Source organism: Streptomyces sp. NBC_01013 (assembly GCF_045162765.1).
In the GTDB taxonomy this organism is placed as follows: Bacteria; Actinomycetota; Actinomycetes; order Streptomycetales; family Streptomycetaceae; genus Streptomyces.
This window is the reverse complement of record NZ_CP108687.1, coordinates 3,408,525-3,426,952: the sequence shown is the minus strand read 5'-3', so window position 1 is coordinate 3,426,952 and position 18,428 is coordinate 3,408,525. Positions and strand designations below refer to the sequence as shown.

The 18,428-nt window shown below is 70.6% G+C and carries 16 protein-coding genes; 11 read left to right on the top strand and 5 right to left on the bottom strand.

Annotated elements, in window-relative coordinates; translation table 11 throughout:
* Positions 1 to 133: 133 nt before the first annotated feature.
* The 5 genes from OG538_RS14660 to OG538_RS14640 form a co-directional block, all read right to left on the bottom strand.
* Positions 134 to 1,192 (bottom strand): 2-oxoacid:ferredoxin oxidoreductase subunit beta, encoded by a 1,059-nt coding sequence (locus OG538_RS14660; protein ID WP_406093712.1) that lies wholly within the window; start codon positions 1,190 to 1,192, stop codon positions 134 to 136.
* Positions 1,185 to 3,140: a 2-oxoacid:acceptor oxidoreductase subunit alpha gene (locus tag OG538_RS14655; protein ID WP_406093710.1), complete on the bottom strand. Its 1,956-nt coding sequence runs from the start codon at positions 3,138 to 3,140 to the stop codon at positions 1,185 to 1,187. Before OG538_RS14655 ends, OG538_RS14660 begins: the two co-directional genes overlap by 8 nt.
* A 330-nt stretch (positions 3,141 to 3,470) precedes the next feature.
* Positions 3,471 to 4,130: a response regulator transcription factor gene (locus OG538_RS14650; RefSeq protein ID WP_148022109.1), complete on the bottom strand. Its 660-nt coding sequence runs from the start codon at positions 4,128 to 4,130 to the stop codon at positions 3,471 to 3,473.
* Between the two features lie 237 nt (positions 4,131 to 4,367).
* Positions 4,368 to 5,723: a sensor histidine kinase gene (locus OG538_RS14645; protein WP_406093708.1), complete on the bottom strand. Its 1,356-nt coding sequence runs from the start codon at positions 5,721 to 5,723 to the stop codon at positions 4,368 to 4,370.
* 299 nt (positions 5,724 to 6,022) lie between these two features.
* Positions 6,023 to 7,225 carry a sensor histidine kinase gene (locus OG538_RS14640; RefSeq protein ID WP_406093706.1) on the bottom strand — a complete coding sequence of 401 codons (1,203 nt, stop codon included), beginning with the start codon at positions 7,223 to 7,225 and terminating at the stop codon, positions 6,023 to 6,025.
* A 225-nt stretch (positions 7,226 to 7,450) separates the two neighbouring features.
* On the opposite strand from OG538_RS14640, the gene OG538_RS14635 reads away from it, so the two are divergent.
* The 11 genes from OG538_RS14635 to mscL all read left to right on the top strand — a co-directional run bounded on the left by OG538_RS14635 (position 7,451) and on the right by mscL (position 18,368).
* On the top strand, positions 7,451 to 7,852 hold the full coding sequence (locus OG538_RS14635) for an NADH-quinone oxidoreductase subunit A (protein WP_406100141.1): 402 nt from the start codon (positions 7,451 to 7,453) through the stop codon (positions 7,850 to 7,852).
* Entirely contained in the window at positions 7,843 to 8,538 is a 696-nt protein-coding gene (locus OG538_RS14630) for an NADH-quinone oxidoreductase subunit B (protein WP_406093704.1), read from the top strand. Before OG538_RS14635 ends, OG538_RS14630 begins: the two co-directional genes overlap by 10 nt.
* A complete protein-coding gene (locus OG538_RS14625) occupies positions 8,535 to 9,926 on the top strand; it encodes an NADH-quinone oxidoreductase subunit C (protein ID WP_406093702.1) in 1,392 nt (463 codons plus the stop codon). The genes OG538_RS14630 and OG538_RS14625 overlap by 4 nt, the downstream gene beginning before the upstream one ends.
* Positions 9,923 to 10,891 (top strand): NADH-quinone oxidoreductase subunit H, encoded by a 969-nt coding sequence (locus tag OG538_RS14620; protein ID WP_406093700.1) that lies wholly within the window; start codon positions 9,923 to 9,925, stop codon positions 10,889 to 10,891. Before OG538_RS14625 ends, OG538_RS14620 begins: the two co-directional genes overlap by 4 nt.
* Positions 10,891 to 11,463, top strand: a complete 573-nt coding sequence (locus OG538_RS14615) for a NuoI/complex I 23 kDa subunit family protein (protein ID WP_406093698.1) — start codon at positions 10,891 to 10,893, stop codon at positions 11,461 to 11,463. The genes OG538_RS14620 and OG538_RS14615 overlap by 1 nt, the downstream gene beginning before the upstream one ends.
* Positions 11,463 to 12,206: an NADH-quinone oxidoreductase subunit J gene (locus OG538_RS14610; RefSeq protein ID WP_406093696.1), complete on the top strand. Its 744-nt coding sequence runs from the start codon at positions 11,463 to 11,465 to the stop codon at positions 12,204 to 12,206. Before OG538_RS14615 ends, OG538_RS14610 begins: the two co-directional genes overlap by 1 nt.
* Positions 12,206 to 12,631, top strand: a complete 426-nt coding sequence (gene nuoK, locus OG538_RS14605) for an NADH-quinone oxidoreductase subunit NuoK (RefSeq protein ID WP_406093694.1) — start codon at positions 12,206 to 12,208, stop codon at positions 12,629 to 12,631. The genes OG538_RS14610 and nuoK overlap by 1 nt, the downstream gene beginning before the upstream one ends.
* Positions 12,628 to 14,628 carry an NADH-quinone oxidoreductase subunit L gene (locus OG538_RS14600; RefSeq protein ID WP_406093693.1) on the top strand — a complete coding sequence of 667 codons (2,001 nt, stop codon included), beginning with the start codon at positions 12,628 to 12,630 and terminating at the stop codon, positions 14,626 to 14,628. Before nuoK ends, OG538_RS14600 begins: the two co-directional genes overlap by 4 nt.
* A 27-nt stretch (positions 14,629 to 14,655) precedes the next feature.
* Positions 14,656 to 16,206 carry a NuoM family protein gene (locus tag OG538_RS14595; RefSeq protein WP_406100139.1) on the top strand — a complete coding sequence of 517 codons (1,551 nt, stop codon included), beginning with the start codon at positions 14,656 to 14,658 and terminating at the stop codon, positions 16,204 to 16,206.
* Positions 16,203 to 17,789: an NADH-quinone oxidoreductase subunit N gene (locus OG538_RS14590; protein WP_406093691.1), complete on the top strand. Its 1,587-nt coding sequence runs from the start codon at positions 16,203 to 16,205 to the stop codon at positions 17,787 to 17,789. Before OG538_RS14595 ends, OG538_RS14590 begins: the two co-directional genes overlap by 4 nt.
* A gap of 114 nt (positions 17,790 to 17,903) precedes the next feature.
* Positions 17,904 to 18,368, top strand: a complete 465-nt coding sequence (gene mscL / locus OG538_RS14585; protein ID WP_406093689.1) for a large conductance mechanosensitive channel protein MscL — start codon at positions 17,904 to 17,906, stop codon at positions 18,366 to 18,368.
* Positions 18,369 to 18,428: the final 60 nt, after the last annotated feature.

Below are 18,428 nucleotides of genomic sequence, written 5' to 3'. Positions count from 1 at the left end.
GGCGTTATGGTGCGCGGGCGGCGGGCGGGACCCGGTCCGCACTCGCCGGGCGTACCGAAAGACAGCCCGTTCGGCAACGCGGCGCGGCCCCCGGAACCATGTCCGGGGGCCGCGCCCCTCCGTGGGCCGGCCCTCAGCCGGCCACCGTCCAGTTGTCGTTGCCCGCGAGCAGTGAGGCCAGGTCGCCCTTGCCCTGCTGTTCGACGGCGGTGTCGAGCTGGTCGGCCATGAGGGTGTCGTAGACGGGCCGTTCGACGCTGCGGAGCACCCCGATCGGGGTGTGGTGCAACGTGTCCGGGTCGGCCAGCCGCGAGAGGGCGAACGCCGTGGTCGGGCTGGTCGCGTGCGCGTCGTGGACGAGGATCTGCGAGCGGTTCTCCTCGGTGACGGCAACCACCTTCAGATCACCGGTCAGCGAGTCCCGGACGACCCCCTTGGAGTCGTCCGTGCCGAAGAGGATCGGCTGCCCGTGCTCCAGGCGGATCACCGCCTCCTGGGCCTGGTCCTTGTCCTTCAGGACCTCGAACGCGCCGTCGTTGAAGATGTTGCAGTTCTGGTAGATCTCCACCAGCGCCGTGCCGGGGTGGTCGGCCGCCGCGCGCAGCACACCGGTGAGGTGCTTGCGGTCGGAGTCGACGGTGCGGGCGACGAACGAGGCCTCCGCGCCGATGGCGAGGGACACCGGGTTGAAGGGGGCGTCGAGCGAACCCATCGGAGTCGACTTGGTGATCTTGCCGACCTCGGAGGTGGGGGAGTACTGCCCCTTGGTGAGCCCGTAGATCCGGTTGTTGAACAGCAGGATCTTCAGGTTCACGTTGCGGCGCAGCGCGTGGATGAGGTGGTTGCCGCCGATGGACAGCGCGTCGCCGTCCCCGGTGACGACCCAGACGGAGAGGTCGCGGCGGGAGGAGGCGAGTCCGGTGGCGATGGCCGGCGCGCGGCCGTGGATCGAGTGCATCCCGTAGGTGTTCATGTAGTACGGGAAGCGGGAGGAGCAGCCGATGCCGGAGACGAAGACGATGTTCTCCTTCGCCAGTCCGAGCTCGGGCATGAAGCCCTGCACGGCGGCGAGGACCGCGTAGTCACCGCAACCGGGGCACCAGCGCACCTCCTGATCGGACTTGAAGTCCTTCATGGACTGCTTGGCCTCGGTCTTCGGCACCAGCTGGAGGAGTTCGTTGGTCTCAGGCATCGATGGCCTCCTGGAGGGCCGCGGCGAGCTGCTCGGCCTTGAACGGCATGCCGTTGACCTGGTTGTAACTGTGCGCGTCCACCAGGTACTTGGCCCGGATGAGTGTGGCCAGCTGCCCGAGGTTCATCTCGGGGACGACCACCTTGTCGTAACGCTTCAGCACCTCGCCGAGATTGCGCGGGAACGGGTTGAGGTGGCGCAGATGGGCCTGCGCGATGGGGTGCCCGGCCGCGCGCAGCCGTCGGACCGCGGCGGTGATGGGTCCGTACGTCGAGCCCCAGCCGAGCACCAGGGTCCTGGCCTCCGCCGGGTCGTCGACCTCCACGTCGGGGACCTCGATGCCGTCGATCTTCGCCTGGCGGGTGCGGACCATGAAGTCGTGGTTGGCGGGGTCGTAGGAGATGTTCCCGGTGCCGTCCTGCTTCTCGATGCCGCCGATACGGTGTTCGAGACCGGGTGTACCCGGGACGGCCCAGGGGCGGGCCAGGGTCTCCGGGTCGCGCTTGTACGGCCAGAACACCTCTGTCCCGTCGGCCAGTTCATGGTTCGGACTGTGCGCGAACTGAACGCGCAGGTCCGGGAGTTCGTCGATGTCCGGGATGCGCCAGGGCTCGGAGCCGTTGGCGAGGTAGCCGTCGGAGAGCAGGAAGACCGGGGTGCGGTAGGCCAGGGCGATCCGGGCGGCGTCGAGCGCCGCGTCGAAGCAGTCGGCCGGGGTCTTCGGGGCCACGATCGGGACCGGGGCCTCGCCGTTGCGCCCGTACATCGCCTGGAGCAGGTCGGCCTGCTCGGTCTTGGTCGGGAGCCCGGTGGAGGGGCCGCCACGCTGGATGTCGATGATGAGGAGGGGGAGTTCGAGGGAGACGGCCAGTCCGATCGTCTCGGACTTCAGCGCCACACCCGGACCGGAGGTGGTGGTGACCGCGAGGCTCCCGCCGAAGGCCGCGCCGAGCGCGGCACCGATCCCGGCGATCTCGTCCTCGGCCTGGAAGGTGCGCACGCCGAAGTTCTTGTGACGCGACAGCTCGTGCAGGATGTCCGAGGCGGGGGTGATGGGGTACGAGCCCAGGTACAGCGGCAGATCCGCCTGCCGGCCCGCGGCGATCAGCCCGTACGACAACGCGAGGTTCCCCGAGATGTTGCGGTACGTGCCGGTGGGGAAGGCCTGCGAAGCGGGGGCCACCTCGTAGCTGACCGCGAAGTCCTCCGTGGTCTCCCCGAAGTTCCACCCGGCCCGGAACGCCGCCACGTTGGCTTCGGCGATCTGCGGCTTCTTGGCGAACTTGGTCCGCAGGAACTTCTCCGTGTTCTCGGTGGGCCGGTGGTACATCCAGGAGAGCAGGCCCAGCGCGAACATGTTCTTGGAGCGTTCGGCCTCCTTGCGGGAGAGCCCGAACTCCTTCAGCGCCTCGATGGTGAGCGTGGTCAGCGGTACCGGGTGGACGTGGTACGCCTCCAGCGAGCCGTCCTCCAGCGGGCTGGTTTCGTAACCCACCTTCGCCATGGGGCGTTTGGTGAACTCATCGGTGTTGACGATGATGTCGGCGCCGCGCGGCACGTCGGCGATGTTGGCCCTGAGCGCGGCCGGGTTCATCGCGACCAGGACGTTCGGGGCGTCGCCGGGAGTGAGGATGTCGTGGTCGGCGAAGTGGAGCTGGAACGAGGACACACCCGGCAGGGTTCCTGCGGGGGCGCGGATCTCGGCGGGGAAGTTCGGCAGCGTGGAGAGGTCGTTCCCGAAGGACGCGGTCTCCGAGGTGAACCGGTCACCCGTGAGCTGCATGCCGTCTCCGGAGTCACCCGCGAAGCGGATGATCACCCGGTCCAGGCGACGGATCTCTTTCTCGCCGGTGCCTGCTGTTGCGGACTGGGGGGCACGCTGTCCCCCTACGAGTGCGTCACTGGCCTCATCGGCCTGTTCGGCTGGGCTACTGACCTGGCTGGTCACTTACTGGACCTCCCTCGGCGCGGCGGCTCGGAACCATCCGGCCCGCCGGCGGTCCCCAGCCCCACCCTACGTCTGTAAGGGTCGCCTTCCTCTGGCCGATCACATCGTGGACGGCTTTTTGAGACGCTTTTCGGTGCTGTTCCGCCATGATTCACCAGCCGCCCGGTTCCCCGTCGGACCCTCGCTGGGGTCATCCGGGGGGTGGGTGACGGGTTCCCGGTGTTTCCGCCCGCCCCGGCCCCTGCCGGGCCCGTGGCGGCCGTCGCGTGTCGCCCCGGAGCGGCACGGACGACAGCTATCTGACAGGTTGTCAGATAATGGGCCGCGGCATCAGGAGTTCAGATAGGTCAGGACGGCCAGAACGCGCCGGTGGTCACCGTCGCTGGGCGACAGCCCCAGCTTCAGGAAGATGTTGCTGACGTGCTTCTCCACGGCGCCGTCGCTCACCACGAGCTGCCTTGCCACCGCCGAGTTCGTCCGCCCCTCCGCCATCAGGCCGAGCACCTCGCGCTCACGGGGCGTCAGTCCGGCCAGCACGTCCTGCTTACGGCTCCGGCCCAGCAACTGCGCCACCACTTCGGGGTCCAGTGCCGTGCCGCCCTGAGCCACCCGGACCACCGCGTCGACGAACTCGCGGACCTCGGCGACCCGGTCCTTCAGCAGATACCCCACACCCCGGCTGGACCCGGCCAGCAACTCGGTGGCGTACTGCTCCTCGACGTACTGCGAAAGGACCAGTACCCCGATCCCCGGATACTCCTTGCGCAGCCGCACCGCGGCACGCACCCCCTCGTCGGTGTGCGTCGGCGGCATCCGCACGTCGGCGACCACCACATCGGGCAGCGCGTCCTGCCCGGCGAGGTCGCCCACCGTCTTGATCAGCGCCTCCGCGTCACCGACCCCCGCCACGACGTCATGCCCGAGATCGGTCAGCAGCCGGGTGAGTCCTTCCCGGAGCAGTACCGAATCCTCGGCGATGACTACACGCACCCTGTCCTCCACCACGACGCTGAATCCCCCACTGATCACTTGTTCGCTGTCCCGCCCGTATGGCGTCCAGCATCCCAGTATCGGCGGTGACGTCGTGAGCCTTCGAAGGGTTGCGTCGCGGTGGGCGGGCGGGCGGGCGGTCCGGGGCGGCGGCCCGGTTCTTGCTCGGTCCCGGAAACGCCCGGTCGCCGGGCGGCCCGGAGTGCGGGTCCGCCCGGCGACCGGGTGCGGGTGCGGTCAGCCGCGCCAGGGCAGCTCGGCCGTGACCTTCGTCGGGCCGCCCATGGGGGACTCGACGAGGAGGATTCCGTCCACCGCGTCCAGTCGCTCGGTCAGCCCGGCCAGTCCGCTGCCCGACGTCAGGTCGGCGCCGCCGCGTCCGTCGTCGGTGACCTGGAGCATCAGCCGGTCCGCCGACCGCCACACGTCGACCGAGGCGCGGGTGGCGCGGGCGTGCTTGCTGACGTTCTGCAGCAGCTCCGAAACGGTGAAGTACGCGATGCCCTCTATGGCCTGCGCGGGGCGGGACGACAGGTCGACCTCGACCGTGACGGGCACGGTGCAGCGGGAGGCGATGGCGGAGAGCGCGGCGTCGAGTCCGCGGTCGGTGAGTACTGCGGGGTGGATGCCGCGGGCCAGGTCGCGGAGTTCCTGGAGGGCGACCTTCACCTCGCCGTGCGCCTCGTCGACCATTTTGGCGGCGGCCTCCGGGTCGTTGGTCAGTTTCTCCTTGGCGAGCCCCAGATCCATGGCGAGGGCGACGAGCCGGGCCTGGGCCCCGTCGTGGAGGTCACGCTCGATGCGGCGCAGGTCGGCGGCGGCCGTGTCGACCACCACACCACGGTCCGACTCCAGCTCCGTCACACGCGTCGCCAGCCGGGACGGGCCCAGCAGCCCGGCGACCATCAGCCGGTCCACCGCGGCCAGACCACGGATGACCCACGCCGTGCCCAGGACGACCACCAGCCCGAAGGCACAGGTCAGAGCGAGTTCGTAGGACGAGTCGAGGTAGACCCTGTGAGTGCCGTCGCCATACAACTGCACCCCGTCGATCCCCGCGTAGGTGGGGAAGACCCAGGAGTACAGCGGGTACGTCAGCGCTGCCCAGCCCCACACCCACAGGGTCAGCGAGACGCTGAACGCGAAGACGGCCCACGGGAAGTGCAGCAGCGAGTAGAGGAGATGCCGCCAGGACACCCCGCTCCTGAGGACCGCCCCGACCCAGGACATCGGGCCACCGGTCCGGCCCCGCACCGGCTCGGGATCGGCCACGTCCAGCTTCAGCAGGCCGCGCGCCCTGGCCCGCTCCAGCGCGCCGAAGCCGCGGCACATGGCCAGCCCGGCGGCCAGGAGGGGAATGCCCACGAAGGTGATGAGCAGGCCGGCGCTCACCGAGGTCATGGTGATCGCGAAGCAGAACACCACGATGCTGATCGGCAGGCTGAGCATCAGATAGAGGAACTCGCGCCAGGTCCTCGCCTCGAAGGGGGCCCGCAGCGCGGCCGGCAGCACGTGCTTCCTCGCGAGACGCTCCCCCGGACCGGTGCCCGGCCGCTGGGGGTCCCGTGTGTCCGGTCCGTATGCCGTGGCCATGGGTTCCGTCCGTTTCCTCTGCGTGTCTGCATCTTCTGTGGGCGACTGCGACTGCGGCTGCACCTGCACCTGCACCTGCGGCTGCCGCTGGGCCTGCATTGCACCTGCGGCGGCTGCTGTGCCTGCGACTGCCGCTGTGCCTGCCGGCGTATGTGGGTGTGTGCGTCAGTCTGCGAGCTGCCGTTGCGTACCGGATGTCTGATTCAAGAGTGCTGGGCCGCGGGCCCGCGCACCATGAGGGCGGTATCCCTGTTCGACCGGGGGTTTTCCCTACCCCCCGGCCCTGGCGGCGGCCCGGGTCAGGCCGTACGGGCCCCTGCCACGGTCTTCTCGCTCTCCCGGTCGCGCCAGGGCAGCTCCGCGGTGACGGTCGTCGGGCCGCCGGCCGGGGAATCGAGGACGAACAGTCCGTCGACGGCCCCCAGCCGCTCGGCGAGCCCCGCCATCCCCGTACCGCCGTCCATCGAGGCCCCGCCCCGTCCGTCGTCGGTGACCTGGAGCATCAGCCGGTCCGCCGAGCGCCACACATCGACGGACGCCGTACGAGCCCCGCTGTGCTTGCTGACGTTCTGCAGCAGCTCGGACACCGTGAAGTACGCGATGCCCTCGATCGCCTGCGCCGGGCGCCCCGGCAGATCCACCCGCACCGTGACGGGCACGGTGCAGCGGGAGGCGATGGCGGAGAGCGCGGCGTCGAGTCCGCGGTCGGTGAGGACTGCGGGGTGGATGCCGCGGGCCAGGTCGCGGAGTTCCTGTAGGGCGACCTTCACCTCGCCGTGCGCCTCGTCGACCATTTTGGCGGCGGCCTCCGGGTCGTTGGTCAGTTTCTCCTTGGCGAGCCCGAGCCCCATGGCGAGGGCGACGAGCCGGGCCTGGGCCCCGTCGTGGAGGTCACGCTCGATGCGGCGCAGGTCGGCGGCGGCCGTGTCCACGACCACACCACGGTCCGACTCCAGCTCGGCGATCCGGCGCTCCAGCTCGTCGGAGGGGGACAACAGCCCCCGCACCATGCCGCGGTCGGCATTGGTCATCAGCCGCGCCATATAGGGGAGTACCGGCCACAGGACGAAGAGGCTCACGAGCGTCACCGCGAACGTGACCACGCCCCACGGCAGCCGTATGAAGCCGTAGAGCACCGCGCGCCAGCCGACCGGGTCCTTCAGGCTCGACCACAGCCAGCCGAAGAACCCCTCCGCCCGGCGGACCCGCACCATCGGGCTCGGCTCGTCGATCCGCAGGCCGAGAAGCCCCCGCGCCCGGCCCCGCTCGGCCCGCCCCAGCAGCCGGGCTCCCTGGAGCCCCAGCGCGAGCAGCGGCAGACCGATCACCGTGACCGCCAGCCCCACACCGATGGCGATCATCAGCACGGTGTAGACGAATCCGGCGAGCGCCATCGGGAGATTGGAGAGGAGATGCGCGATCTCCTTCCACGTCCACCGGTCGAAGGCGAAGCGGACAGGAGGCGGCCCGTCGTGGTCGGGTACCTGGGGGCTCATGGTCATGCGTCCAGCCTGCCGGGCCCGGCCTCCGGACGCCATGGGGCTCGTGGGTGGGGGCGAAGTAGGGATATCCCTACCCGTTGCCCTACGCAACTGCTTACCGTCCCTTTACAGGGCCTAGACTCCCGTGCGTACAGATCGTCGGACAGGTGTCGAGGGAGCGAGGGGGCGGACGTGACGGACGTGGTGGAACTGCCGGACGTGACGGCTCTGCCGGACGTGACGGCCCTGTCGGCCCGGCCGGGATCGACCGTTCTCGCGTCGGACTACTTCCACAGCTACTCGGTGGTCGGACTCCTTGCGGTGATCGGCGTGTTGTTCGTCGCCGTCGCCTTCGGAGCCGGCCGACTGCTGCGCCCCGTGGTGCCGACGCCGGAGAAGCTCCTCACGTACGAATGCGGCGTGGACCCCGTGGGGGAGGGGTGGGCCCATACCCAGGTCCGCTACTACGTCTACGCCTTCCTGTACGTGATCTTCGCCGTCGACTCGATCTTCCTGTTCCCGTGGGCGACCGTCTTCGCCGCGCCCGGGTACGGCGCGACGACGCTGGTGGAAATGTTCATCTTCCTCGGTTTCCTGGCCGTGGGACTGCTCTACGCATGGAAGAAGGGCGTCCTCGAATGGACGTGACGAACCCGTCGTCCTCCGGCCACCCGCAGTCCGGGCCGGAGGCGGACGCCGAATCCGTACCCGTACCCACGTTCCTCCCGGAGCCGAAGCGCCTCGGCGTGCTCTCCCGGCTGGCGCCCGAACCGATGAAGGTGGTCCTCAACTGGGGCCGCCGCTACAGCCTCTGGGTCTTCAACTTCGGACTCGCCTGCTGTGCCATCGAGTTCATCGCCGCCTCCATGGCCCGCCACGACTTCATCCGCCTCGGCGTGATCCCCTTCGCCCCGGGCCCCCGCCAGGCCGACCTCATGATCGTCTCCGGCACGGTGACGGACAAGATGGCGCCCGCGGTGAAGCGGTTGTACGAGCAGATGCCCGAGCCCAAGTACGTCATCTCCTTCGGCGCCTGCTCCAACTGCGGCGGCCCTTACTGGGACTCGTACTCCGTGACGAAGGGCGTCGACCAGATCATCCCGGTCGACGTCTACGTCCCTGGCTGCCCGCCCCGGCCGGAGGCCCTTCTCCAGGGCATCCTCAAGCTCCAGGAGAAGATCGCGCGCGAGTCGCTGGGCGAACGCTACGCGGCGAGTGCCGGAAACAGGCCCTCCACCGCCGCGCTCCGCAGCGGACTGATCGCCGCCCCGCCGACACCGAGCTCGTCGGATGCGTCGGACACGTCGGGCTCGTCGGGGGAGGAGGGACAGTGACCGCCTCCCAGAACACCGAGGGCGCCGCGAGCCACGACCGGCTGCCGGACGCCGTCACCGAGATCTTCGGCGAGGAGGCCACGGCGGAGCAGGCCCACGAGCTCCTGACCGTCGACGTGCCGCCCGCTTCCTGGATCGCCGCCCTCGAAACGGCACGCGACCGGCTCGGCTGCACCTACTTCGACTGGCTGAGCGCCGTGGACGAACCGGGCACCGGCTTCCGGGTCTGCGCCCACGTCGCCGCGCTGCCGGTCGAGGGCGGCAGCGTCCGCCGGCTGCTGGTCCGTACGACGGTTCCGCACGAGACGGCCGTGCTGCCCACCGCGATCGGCGTGTACGCCGGTGCCGCCTGGCACGAGCGTGAGACCCACGAGATGTTCGGGATCGGCTTCGACGGCCACCCACACCTGGTCCCGCTGCTGCTGCCCGAGGGTTTCGAAGGCCACCCCCTGCGCAAGGACTTCGTCCTCGCGGCGCGCGTGGCGAAGGCCTGGCCGGGTGCCAAGGAGCCGGGCGAGTCGGAGCACGGCGGCCCGAAGCGCCGCACGATGCTGCCGCCCGGCGTTCCCGACCCGAACGAATGGGGCCCCCTGAAGGGCCAGCTCCCGCCGGCCCCCGCCCGCCCGACGCGAGCGGCCCGGCCCGCGGGTGAACGCCCGGTCCGTCGCACCCGCAGCGCGAGTGACGCCACACCGGCCACGCCGACGACTCCGGCCGCCCCTGCCACCCCTGGCACATCGGCTACGGAACCGGCACCCCGGACGGCGCCCCCGCGACGAAGCCGCAGTGCATCCCAGGGCTCGGCGAGCCAGCAGGCAGCGGCGACCCCGGAGACGGGTCCGGAAGCACCCTCGGATGCGGCCTCGGCCCCGGCCGCGGACGCGCCCCCGAACCCGAACGCGGCCCCGGCCGCGGACGCGCCTTCGGCCCCGGCCGCGGACGCGCCGTGGCACGCCGCGCGCCCGGCGTTCGACGAGCCGTCGAGTGGGCCCGGTGGGTCCCGTAAGTCCCACGGGTCTGGTGAGGTGCGTGGGTCTGGTGAGCCCAGCGGGTCTGCCGGGTCCGGTGAGTCGCGTGGGTCTGACGAGTCCAGTGAGCCCGGTGAGGCGCGTGACTCCGGCGACTCCGGCGACTCCGGCGAGTCCGGCGAGTCCGGCGAGTCCGGCGAGTCCAGTGAGTCCGGTGATTTCCACGGTGCCGCCGGGCCGAGTCCCGCCCCGGCCCCCGAACCGACTCCCGCCCCGGCTCCCGAGCCGGCTCCCGGACCCGCCGCCGAACCCGCTCCCGAGCCGACGTCCGAACCACCCACCGAGCCGCGCCCCGAGGTCCCCCGGGACTCCCGGGACCCCCAGCCCCCCAACACCCCCGCCGGAGGCGACCCCGAGTGAACGACGTACTGGACGTCGCCCTCCGCCTCGTCATCGTCTTCGCCGTGTTCATGGTCGTCCCCCTCATCGTGGGGCAGACCGAGCACAAGGTGATGGCGCACATGCAGGGCCGCCTCGGCCCCATGTACGCCGGCGGTTTCCACGGCTGGGCCCAGCTCGTCGCGGACGGAGTGAAGTTCGCGCAGAAGGAAGACATCGTCCCGGCCGAGGCCGACCGCCGGGTCTTCCAGCTCGCGCCCGCCGTCGCGCTGCTTCCGTACCTCCTCGTGATCGTCGCGATCCCGATCGGGCCCGGGGAGGGTGCGGTCGGCCAGGTCGTCGACGCGGGCATCTTCTTCGTGCTCGCCGTGATGGGTGTCGGTGTGCTCGGCTCCCTCATGGCGGGCTGGGCCTCCGCCAACAAGTTCTCCCTGCTCGGTGGTCTGCGTACCGCCGCGCAACTGCTCGCGTACGAGCTGCCGATGCTGCTTGCCGCCGCCTCGGTGGCGATGGCGGCCGGCACCGTCTCGCTCCCCGGCATCCTCAACGCCTTCGAGTGGTGGTGGCTGCCCTGGCAGATCGTCGGAGCCCTGGTCTTCTTCGTGGCCGGACTCGCCGAACTCCAGCGCCCGCCCTTCGACATGCCGGTCGCCGACTCGGAGATCATCTTCGGCGCGTACACCGAGTACACCGGCCTTCGCTTCGCGCTGTTCCTGCTTGCCGAGTACGCGGGCATCGTCGTGCTGTGCGGACTCACCACCGTCCTCTTCCTGGGCGGCTGGCACGGCCCGCTCGGTGCCGACGGTCTCGGCTGGGTCTGGACACTTCTGAAGACCGGGATCCTCGCGTTCGTCGTCATCTGGCTGCGCGTGAGCTATCCGCGACTGCGCGAGGACCAGCTCCAAAAGCTCGCCTGGACCCTCCTCATCCCTCTCGCTCTGGCGCAGATCGCGCTCACCGGCATCGTGAAGGTGGCGATCAACTAGTGCCCCCGATCCCCGGCTCAGGTCTGGCCAAGGGCCTCGCCGTCACCCTGCGGACGATGACGAAGAAGACCGTCACCGCCCAGTACCCGGACGTACAGCCCGAACTCCCGCCCCGCTCCCGGGGCGTCATCGCGCTGTTCGAGGAGAACTGCACGGTCTGCATGCTCTGCGCACGCGAGTGCCCGGACTGGTGCATCTACATCGACTCCCACAAGGAGACCGTGCCCGCCGCGGTCCCGGGCGGGCGCGAGCGCAGCCGCAACGTGCTGGACCGTTTCGCGATCGATTTCTCCCTCTGCATGTACTGCGGCATCTGCATCGAGGTCTGCCCCTTCGACGCGCTGTTCTGGTCGCCGGAGTTCGAGTACGCGGAGACGGACATCCTCGAACTCACCCATGAGCGCGACAAACTGCGCGACTGGATGTGGACGGTGCCGGAGCCGCCGGCGCTCGACCCGGCCGCCGAGGAGCCGAAGGAGGTCGCCGCCGCCGGCAAGGCGGCGGAGAAGCTCCGCACCCAGCGCGAACAGGAAGCGGCAGAGCGGGAAGCCGCTCAGGAGGGACAGGAGTGATGACCACTGTCGGAGTCACCCCCGTCCTCGCGGCCGCGAGCCACCCCGGCTTCCTCTCCCCGACCGGGGTAGAGATCGCCTTCGTCCTCGTGGGCATCGCCACCCTCGGCGCGGCCCTCGTCACCGTCACGACCAGACAGCTGGTGCATGCCGCACTCTGGCTGATCGTGGCGCTCGGCGGCCTCGCCGTCGAGTACCTCCTGCTCACCGCGGAGTTCATCGCCTGGGTCCAGGTACTGATCTACGTGGGCTCCGTGGTTGTCCTCCTCCTGTTCGGCCTGATGCTCACCCGGGCCCCCATCGGCCACTCTCCGGACGCCGATTCGGAGAACCGCTGGGCCGCCCTCGCGGTCGCCGTCGCCGCTGCCGGCACCCTCGTATGGGTCGTCGTCGACGCCTTCCGCACCACCTGGATCGAATTGGACGGGCCGGCCCAGGGCTCCACGGAGGCCACCGGCTCCTTCCTCTTCCGGCACTGGGTGCTGCCTTTCGAAGCCCTCTCCGTCCTGCTGCTCGCCGCCCTCGTCGGAGCGATCGTCCTGTCCCGCAAGGGCCGGGACACCGTGAGCCGGGAGCCCGGAAGCCGCGGGACCGCAAGCCCCGGGACCGGGAGCCGCGGGACCGGAAGCCCCGGGACCGGAAGCCGCGACGTGGGCAGCCGGGCGGCCGCGAGCCGAGCTGGTGACCCGGCAGGCAGCCGAGCGGGTAATCGAGCGGACAAGAGCCGAGAGGACAACAGCTGATGCACCTCGCCTACCCCGCCGTGCTCGCCGCCCTCCTCTTCTGCACCGGGCTGTACGGAGTGCTGGCCCGGCGCAACGCGATCCTCGTCCTGATGTCCGTCGAGCTGATGCTCAACGCCGTCAACCTCAACCTCGTCGCCTTCGACGTCTGGCTCCGCGACGCCCTGCATTCCGGCCAGGCCCTCACCCTGTTCACCATCGCCGTCGCGGCGGCGGAAATCGGCATCGGCCTGGCGATCGTCCTCGCCGTCCACCGCAACCGAGGCAGCTCCGACATCGACCGCCTCCGCGACACCGCCGAGACCGACGAGGCCGAGGCGGTCCCGGACGGCGACAGCGACGACCCCGCAGGCACCGGCAACGGCACCGAAGACCAGGCCACTGCTCCGGCAGGGAAGGCAAAGAAGGCAGAGGCCACCGCGTGACCACCACGACCCTCGCCGCCCTCGTCCCCCTTCTCCCGTTCCTGGGCGCGGCGGCCGGCCTCCTCCTCGGACGCTCCGCACCGGGCTTCGTCCGGCCGCTCGCCGTGATGCCCGCTCTCGCCTCCCTCGTCGCCGCCGCGGTCGTCGCCGCACGCCAGGGCGGCGGCCCGGCCATCGACGCCGCGACCGAGCTCACGCCCACCGGCTCCGTCCCGATCGACCTCGCACTGCACCTCGACGGCTTCGCCGTCCTCGTCGCCGTCCTGGTCACCCTGGTCGCGAGCTGTGTGCAGATCTACTCGACCGCGTATCTGCGTGACGACCCCCGCTACCCCTCGTACGCGGCCCTCGTGTCCCTCTTCACGTCCGCGATGCTGCTCGTCGTCTACTCCGGTGACCTGATGGTGCTCCTGGTCGGCTGGGAGATCATGGGCATCTGCTCATACTTCCTGGTCGGCCACTACTGGGAGACCCCCGAGGCCCGCGCCGCCTCCCTGAAGGCCTTCCTGGTCACCAAGCTCGGCGACGTCCCCTTCCTCATCGGCCTGTTCGCCCTCGCTGCCGACACCGGCACCTTCCGCATCACCGGCATCCTGGGTGCCGTCGCCCACGGCGGCCTCGATCACCCCACCGTGATCGCCCTGCTGCTCCTCGCCGGTGTCGCTGGCAAGTCCGCGCAGTTCCCGCTGCACACCTGGCTGCCCGACGCCATGGCGGGCCCCACCCCCGTCTCCGCGCTGATCCACGCGGCGACGATGGTCGCCGCCGGTATCTACTTCGTGGCCCGGCTCCTCCCCGTCTTCGCCGAATCCGGCGCCGCCCTCGTCGTCCTCGCCGTGATGGCTGCCGTCACGATGATCGGCTCCGGCCTCGCCGCCCTCGCCCAGGACGACATCAAGCGCGTCCTCGCCTACTCGACCATCGGCCAGCTCGGCTACATGTCGGGCGCCCTTGCCGTCGGGGACCGTGGAGCCGCCGTTTTCCACCTCATCTCGCACGGCGCGTTCAAAGCCGTCCTCTTCCTCGCCGCAGGCGTGGTCATCCACGCGGCAGGCACCAACTCACTGGCCGCCATGTCCCGCATGGGAGGCCTCGCCAAGCGCATCCCCGACGCCTACTGGACGATGACGGTCGCCCTGCTCGCGCTGGCCGCCATCCCGCCGTTCGCCGGATTCTTCTCCAAGGAAGCCGTCCTCGTCGCCGCCGAGCACACCGCCCTCGGTGACCGGCACGTCGCCCCCGCGGCCGCCGGCTGGACCGTCCTCGTCGCCGGCCTCCTGGCCGCCATGCTCACCGCCGCGTACGCCACCCGCCTCTGGCTCCTCGCATTCCGCGGCCGCGGCGCCGAGGCCCCCGACCACGGCAGGCAGCCCGTCGCCATGACCTCGGTCCTGTGGGTACTGGCCGTCCCCACCATGGCCTTCGGCCTGACCGTCGGCGTGATCACCGACTGGTTCGACGGCCACAGCCTCACCCCGTCGCTGACCACCGCCGTGCTGTCCACCGGCGTCGGTCTCGTCGGCGGCCTCGTCACCTACGGGGCCTGGCGCCACACCTCGGCACTCGCCGCACGCACCCCCATGGGTTCCGTCGTCGCCCACCCCGACGCGGAACCCGCCCTCGTCGAGATCGAGGCCATCGAGAGCCACACCGCCGCCTACGGCGACGCCGGTGACGCCCCCGATCCGGCCGACCCCGGGCGCCTGCTGCTCGGGCCCCTTCACCGCCACGCGGCCACCGGCTTCCACCTGGACGCCCTGTACGCAGCCCTGTTCGTCCGCCCCGTCCAGGCCGCGGCGAGCCTCGTCCGCTTCCTGGACCGCGAGGTCGTCGAGACCTACGTGCGGGGCTCCGCCACCGGTGCGCGCTGGCTCGGCACCGCCGTCCGCCGCGCGCAGACCGGCAACGTGCAGACCTACCTCAGCGCGCTGCTCGCCGGTTCGCTGGTCCTGGCGGTCGCCGCCGTCGTCTTCGCCAACGTCAACGCCGGGTCGTGAGCCGTGATCGATATCAGCGCATCCGTGATGCAGTTCCTTCTGGCGTTCGTCGTCGTCGCCCCGCTCGTCGGGGCCGTGGCCGCTCTGCTCCCGGCTCCGCCCGGGCTGAAAGGCAGGAACCCCGACCAGGCCGTGCTCCGCCACGGCGTGACCGTCACCGGCGTGATCCTCATCGCGGCGATCGTGCTGGCCGTCGGCTTCGACCACGACCACCCGTCGAAGATGCAGGCCACCACCGACATCAACTGGATCCCGGCGCTCGATGTCCGCATCCATCTCGGCATCGACGGCATCTCGCTCCCCCTCCTCGTACTGACCGCGCTGCTGACCTTCCTCTGCGCGCTCTACAGCTACTTCAAAATGCCCGCGGGCCCCTCCCCGAAGGCCTTCGTCGCGCTCGTCCTCGTCCTGGAGTCCGGCACCCTCGCGACCTTCGCCGTCCTCGATCTGCTGCTGTTCTTCCTGGCGTTCGAGATGGTGCTCGTCCCGATGTACTTCCTCATCGCCCGCTGGGGTGGTGCGCAGAAGCAGGCAGCCGCCTGGAAGTTCATCCTCTACACACTGCTCGGCTCGGTCGTCATGCTGCTGGGCCTGCTCCTCATCGGACTGAGGAGCGGCACCTTCGACATGGTGGCACTCGCCACTGACAACGGCCGGGGCCTCAGCACGTCCGTGCAGGTCATCGCCGTTCTCGCGATCGGCATCGGGCTCGCGGTGAAGACGCCGATGTGGCCGCTGCACAGCTGGCTCCCCGACGCCCACACCGCCGCCCCGACCGTCGGTTCCGTCCTCCTCGCGGGCGTCATGCTGAAGATGGGCACGTACGGCTTCGTCCGGATCCTGCTCCCGATCGCCCCTGACGGCATGCACACGTTCGCGCCCTACCTCGCGGCGTTCGCAGTCATCGGCATCATCTACGGATCGCTCGCCTGCCTGGCCCTCGCCAGGCCCGGCGCCAAGGGCGACCTGAAGCGGCTGATCGCCTACTCCTCCGTCGGCCACATGGGCTTCGTCCTCCTCGGCATCGCGAGCATGACCCCCACCGGTGTCAACGGGGCGCTCTTCGCCAACATCGCCCACGGTCTCATCACCGGCCTGCTGTTCTTCCTGGTCGGCGCGGTCAAGGACCGGTACGGCACCGCCGACCTCGACACCCTCGCCGGAGCCACCGGCGCCGCGCTCTACGGCCGCGCACCACGCCTCGGCGGCCTTCTCGCGTTCGCCGCGGTCGCCTCCCTCGGTCTGCCCGGACTCGCCGGCTTCTGGGGCGAGATGCTCGCCCTGTTCGGCGCGTTCGACCCCGCCGAGGGCCTGAGCCGCCCCGCCTTCCTGACCTTCATGTCCATCGCCGCGTTCGGCACCCTGCTCACCGCCGCGTACCTGCTCGTCGTCGTCCGCCGCGTCTGCATGGGCGCCAAGCGCGAGGAACCGCACCCCATCGCAGACGTCCAGAGCTACGAATTCGCCGCCTGGACCCCCCTCGCGGCCCTCACCGTCCTCGCCGGCCTGTGGCCCGCCGTCCTCCTCGGCCTCACCGACCCGGCCGTGCAGAAGCTCCTCGCAGGAGGCAAGTCGTGACCACAGCGGCCGAGAGCACCACCGGCCTCCTTCAGTCGGCGGCCGGGAACACCACCGGTCTCGTCCAGTCGGCGGCCGGGAGCAGTGCCACCAGCCTCGTCCAGTCCGTCGACTGGCTCGCGATCGCGCCCCCGGTCACCGTCGCGGTCGTCGCCCTCGTCGTCCTGGTCGCCGACCTCTTCGTCCCCGCAGCACGCAAGTCGCTCCTCGGCTACGGGGCCGTAGCCGGACTCGTCGCCGCCCTCGCGCTCATCATCCCGCTGCACGACGGTGACCGCTCCACCTTCTGCCTCACCACCGGCACCCGCGCCTGCAGCTACACCGCGGATCACTTCACCCTGGTCATCCAGGCCCTCGTGCTCGGCGGGGCCCTGCTCACCGCCCTGCTCTCCATCGGTGACACCCGCAAGCTGCCCGCCGGCGAATTCTGGTTCCTGCTGCTGTCCTCCGCCGCGGGCGCCGCGCTTCTCCCCGCCGCCCGCGACCTCGCCACCCTCGTCATCGCCCTCGAAGTCGCCTCGCTGCCCGCCTTCGCCCTCGTCGGCATCAAGCGCGGTGACCGGCGCTCCTCGGAAGCCGCGCTGAAGTTCTTCCTCTCCTCCGTCGTCGCGACCGCCGTGATGCTCCTCGGCGTCAGCTTCGTGTACGCGGCGACCGGCACCCTCCACCTCACGGAGATCGCCGACCGCCTCGACGACGTCCCCGGGCAGCTCGGCACCCTCGCTCAGGCGGGCGTCGCCCTCACCCTCGTCGGCTTCGCCTTCAAGACGGCTGCCGCACCCTTCCACTTCTGGGTCCCCGACACCTACGTCGGGGCCCCGGTGCCGATCGCCGCCTACCTCTCGGTCGTCGGCAAGGCGGTCGGCTTCTCCGGCCTCATCCTCGTCACCGTGGTCGCCTTCCCGTCCTACGCGGACGTCTGGGGCCCCGCCCTCGCCGTCCTCGCCGCACTCACCATGACCGTCGGCAACGTCGCCGCACTGCGACAGAGCGCCACCCGTGCCCGCAGCGCCGTACGCCTGCTCGCCTGGTCCTCCGTCGGCCAGGCCGGCTACCTCCTGGTGCCGATCGCGGCCGCCGCGTACGCAGGAAACCGCCAGATCGGCTCCACGGTCGCGTACGCGCTGATGTACGCCGTCGTGAACCTCGGCGCCTTCGCGGTCGTCGCCCTGGTCGCCCGCACCCACCCCGGCAACCGCATCGCCGACTACCGCGGTCTGTACGCCACCCGCCCGCTCGCCGCCCTCGCGATGGGCTTCTTCCTGCTCTGCCTCGCCGGACTGCCGCCGGGCATCATCGGGCTCTTCGCCAAGGTCACGGTCTTCTCCTCGGCCGTCGACGCCGGACTCGGCTGGCTCGCCGTCGTCATGGCCGTGAACGTCGTGATCGCGCTCTACTACTACCTCCAGTGGACCGCGGCCCTGTTCCGAGGCCCCGCCGAGGGGGGTACGGAGCAGCCCCGCACCCGCCACCGCGCCCCGGCCCCGCTCACCGTCGCGATCGTCCTCACCGCCGTCGCCGGCATCGCCCTGTCGGGTGCCCCGCAGACCGTCCTCCGGTTCGCCGACGTCAACCTGTTCTGACGCGCTGCTCCGACGTCGCCAAGATCGGTTTGCCCCCGGCAGCCCGGACAGGGCAGGGTCATGCCCGCGCATGGCGCATACAACCTTCCCATCACAACAGAGGAGCCGGAAGCAGTGCTGAACGGGTTCAAGGACTTCATCCTTCGCGGAAACGTGATCTCCATGGCGATCGGCCTCGCCGTCGGAGCGGCGTTCACCGCGGTCGTCACCGGATTCAGCAACGCGTTCATCGTGCCGCTGATCGGCATCATCACCCGCGGCACCGGCGACTTCAGCAAGGCGCACTTCAAGTTCGACGGAGTGACCTTCCCCTACGGCCTCTTCGTGAGTGCCGCGATCGCCTTCCTGATCACCGCCGCGGTCCTTTACTTCTGTGTCGTCATGCCCATGGCCAAGGTCCAGGACCGCTTCACCGCCAAGAAGGACCAGGAGGAGATCGACATCAAGGCCGCCCTCCGCGACTGCCCCCGCTGCTACACGGCGATCCCGGCCATCGCCTCCCGCTGCGGCCACTGCACCAGCGAGGTCGAGCCCGACCCCGAGGCCCTGGCGCTCGCGAAACTGCCCGTCCAGCGCTGAGCCGGGGGCGCGCCCCCACCCGTACGGCCTATGGCCCGCTCCGGCGCGAACGCCCGCAGC

Bases quoted from the DNA above. Each gene is read 5' to 3' on its own strand.
- OG538_RS14640 (WP_406093706.1), bottom strand. From the start codon at position 7,225: ATGACCATGAGCCCCCAGGTACCCGACCACGACGGGCCGCCTCCTGTC.
- nuoK (WP_406093694.1), top strand. From the start codon at position 12,206: ATGCACCTCGCCTACCCCGCCGTGCTCGCCGCCCTCCTCTTCTGCACC.
- OG538_RS14660 (WP_406093712.1), bottom strand. From the start codon at position 1,192: ATGCCTGAGACCAACGAACTCCTCCAGCTGGTGCCGAAGACCGAGGCC.
- OG538_RS14595 (WP_406100139.1), top strand. From the start codon at position 14,656: ATGCAGTTCCTTCTGGCGTTCGTCGTCGTCGCCCCGCTCGTCGGGGCC.
- OG538_RS14630 (WP_406093704.1), top strand. From the start codon at position 7,843: ATGGACGTGACGAACCCGTCGTCCTCCGGCCACCCGCAGTCCGGGCCG.
- OG538_RS14645 (WP_406093708.1), bottom strand. From the start codon at position 5,723: ATGGCCACGGCATACGGACCGGACACACGGGACCCCCAGCGGCCGGGC.
- OG538_RS14610 (WP_406093696.1), top strand. From the start codon at position 11,463: ATGACCACTGTCGGAGTCACCCCCGTCCTCGCGGCCGCGAGCCACCCC.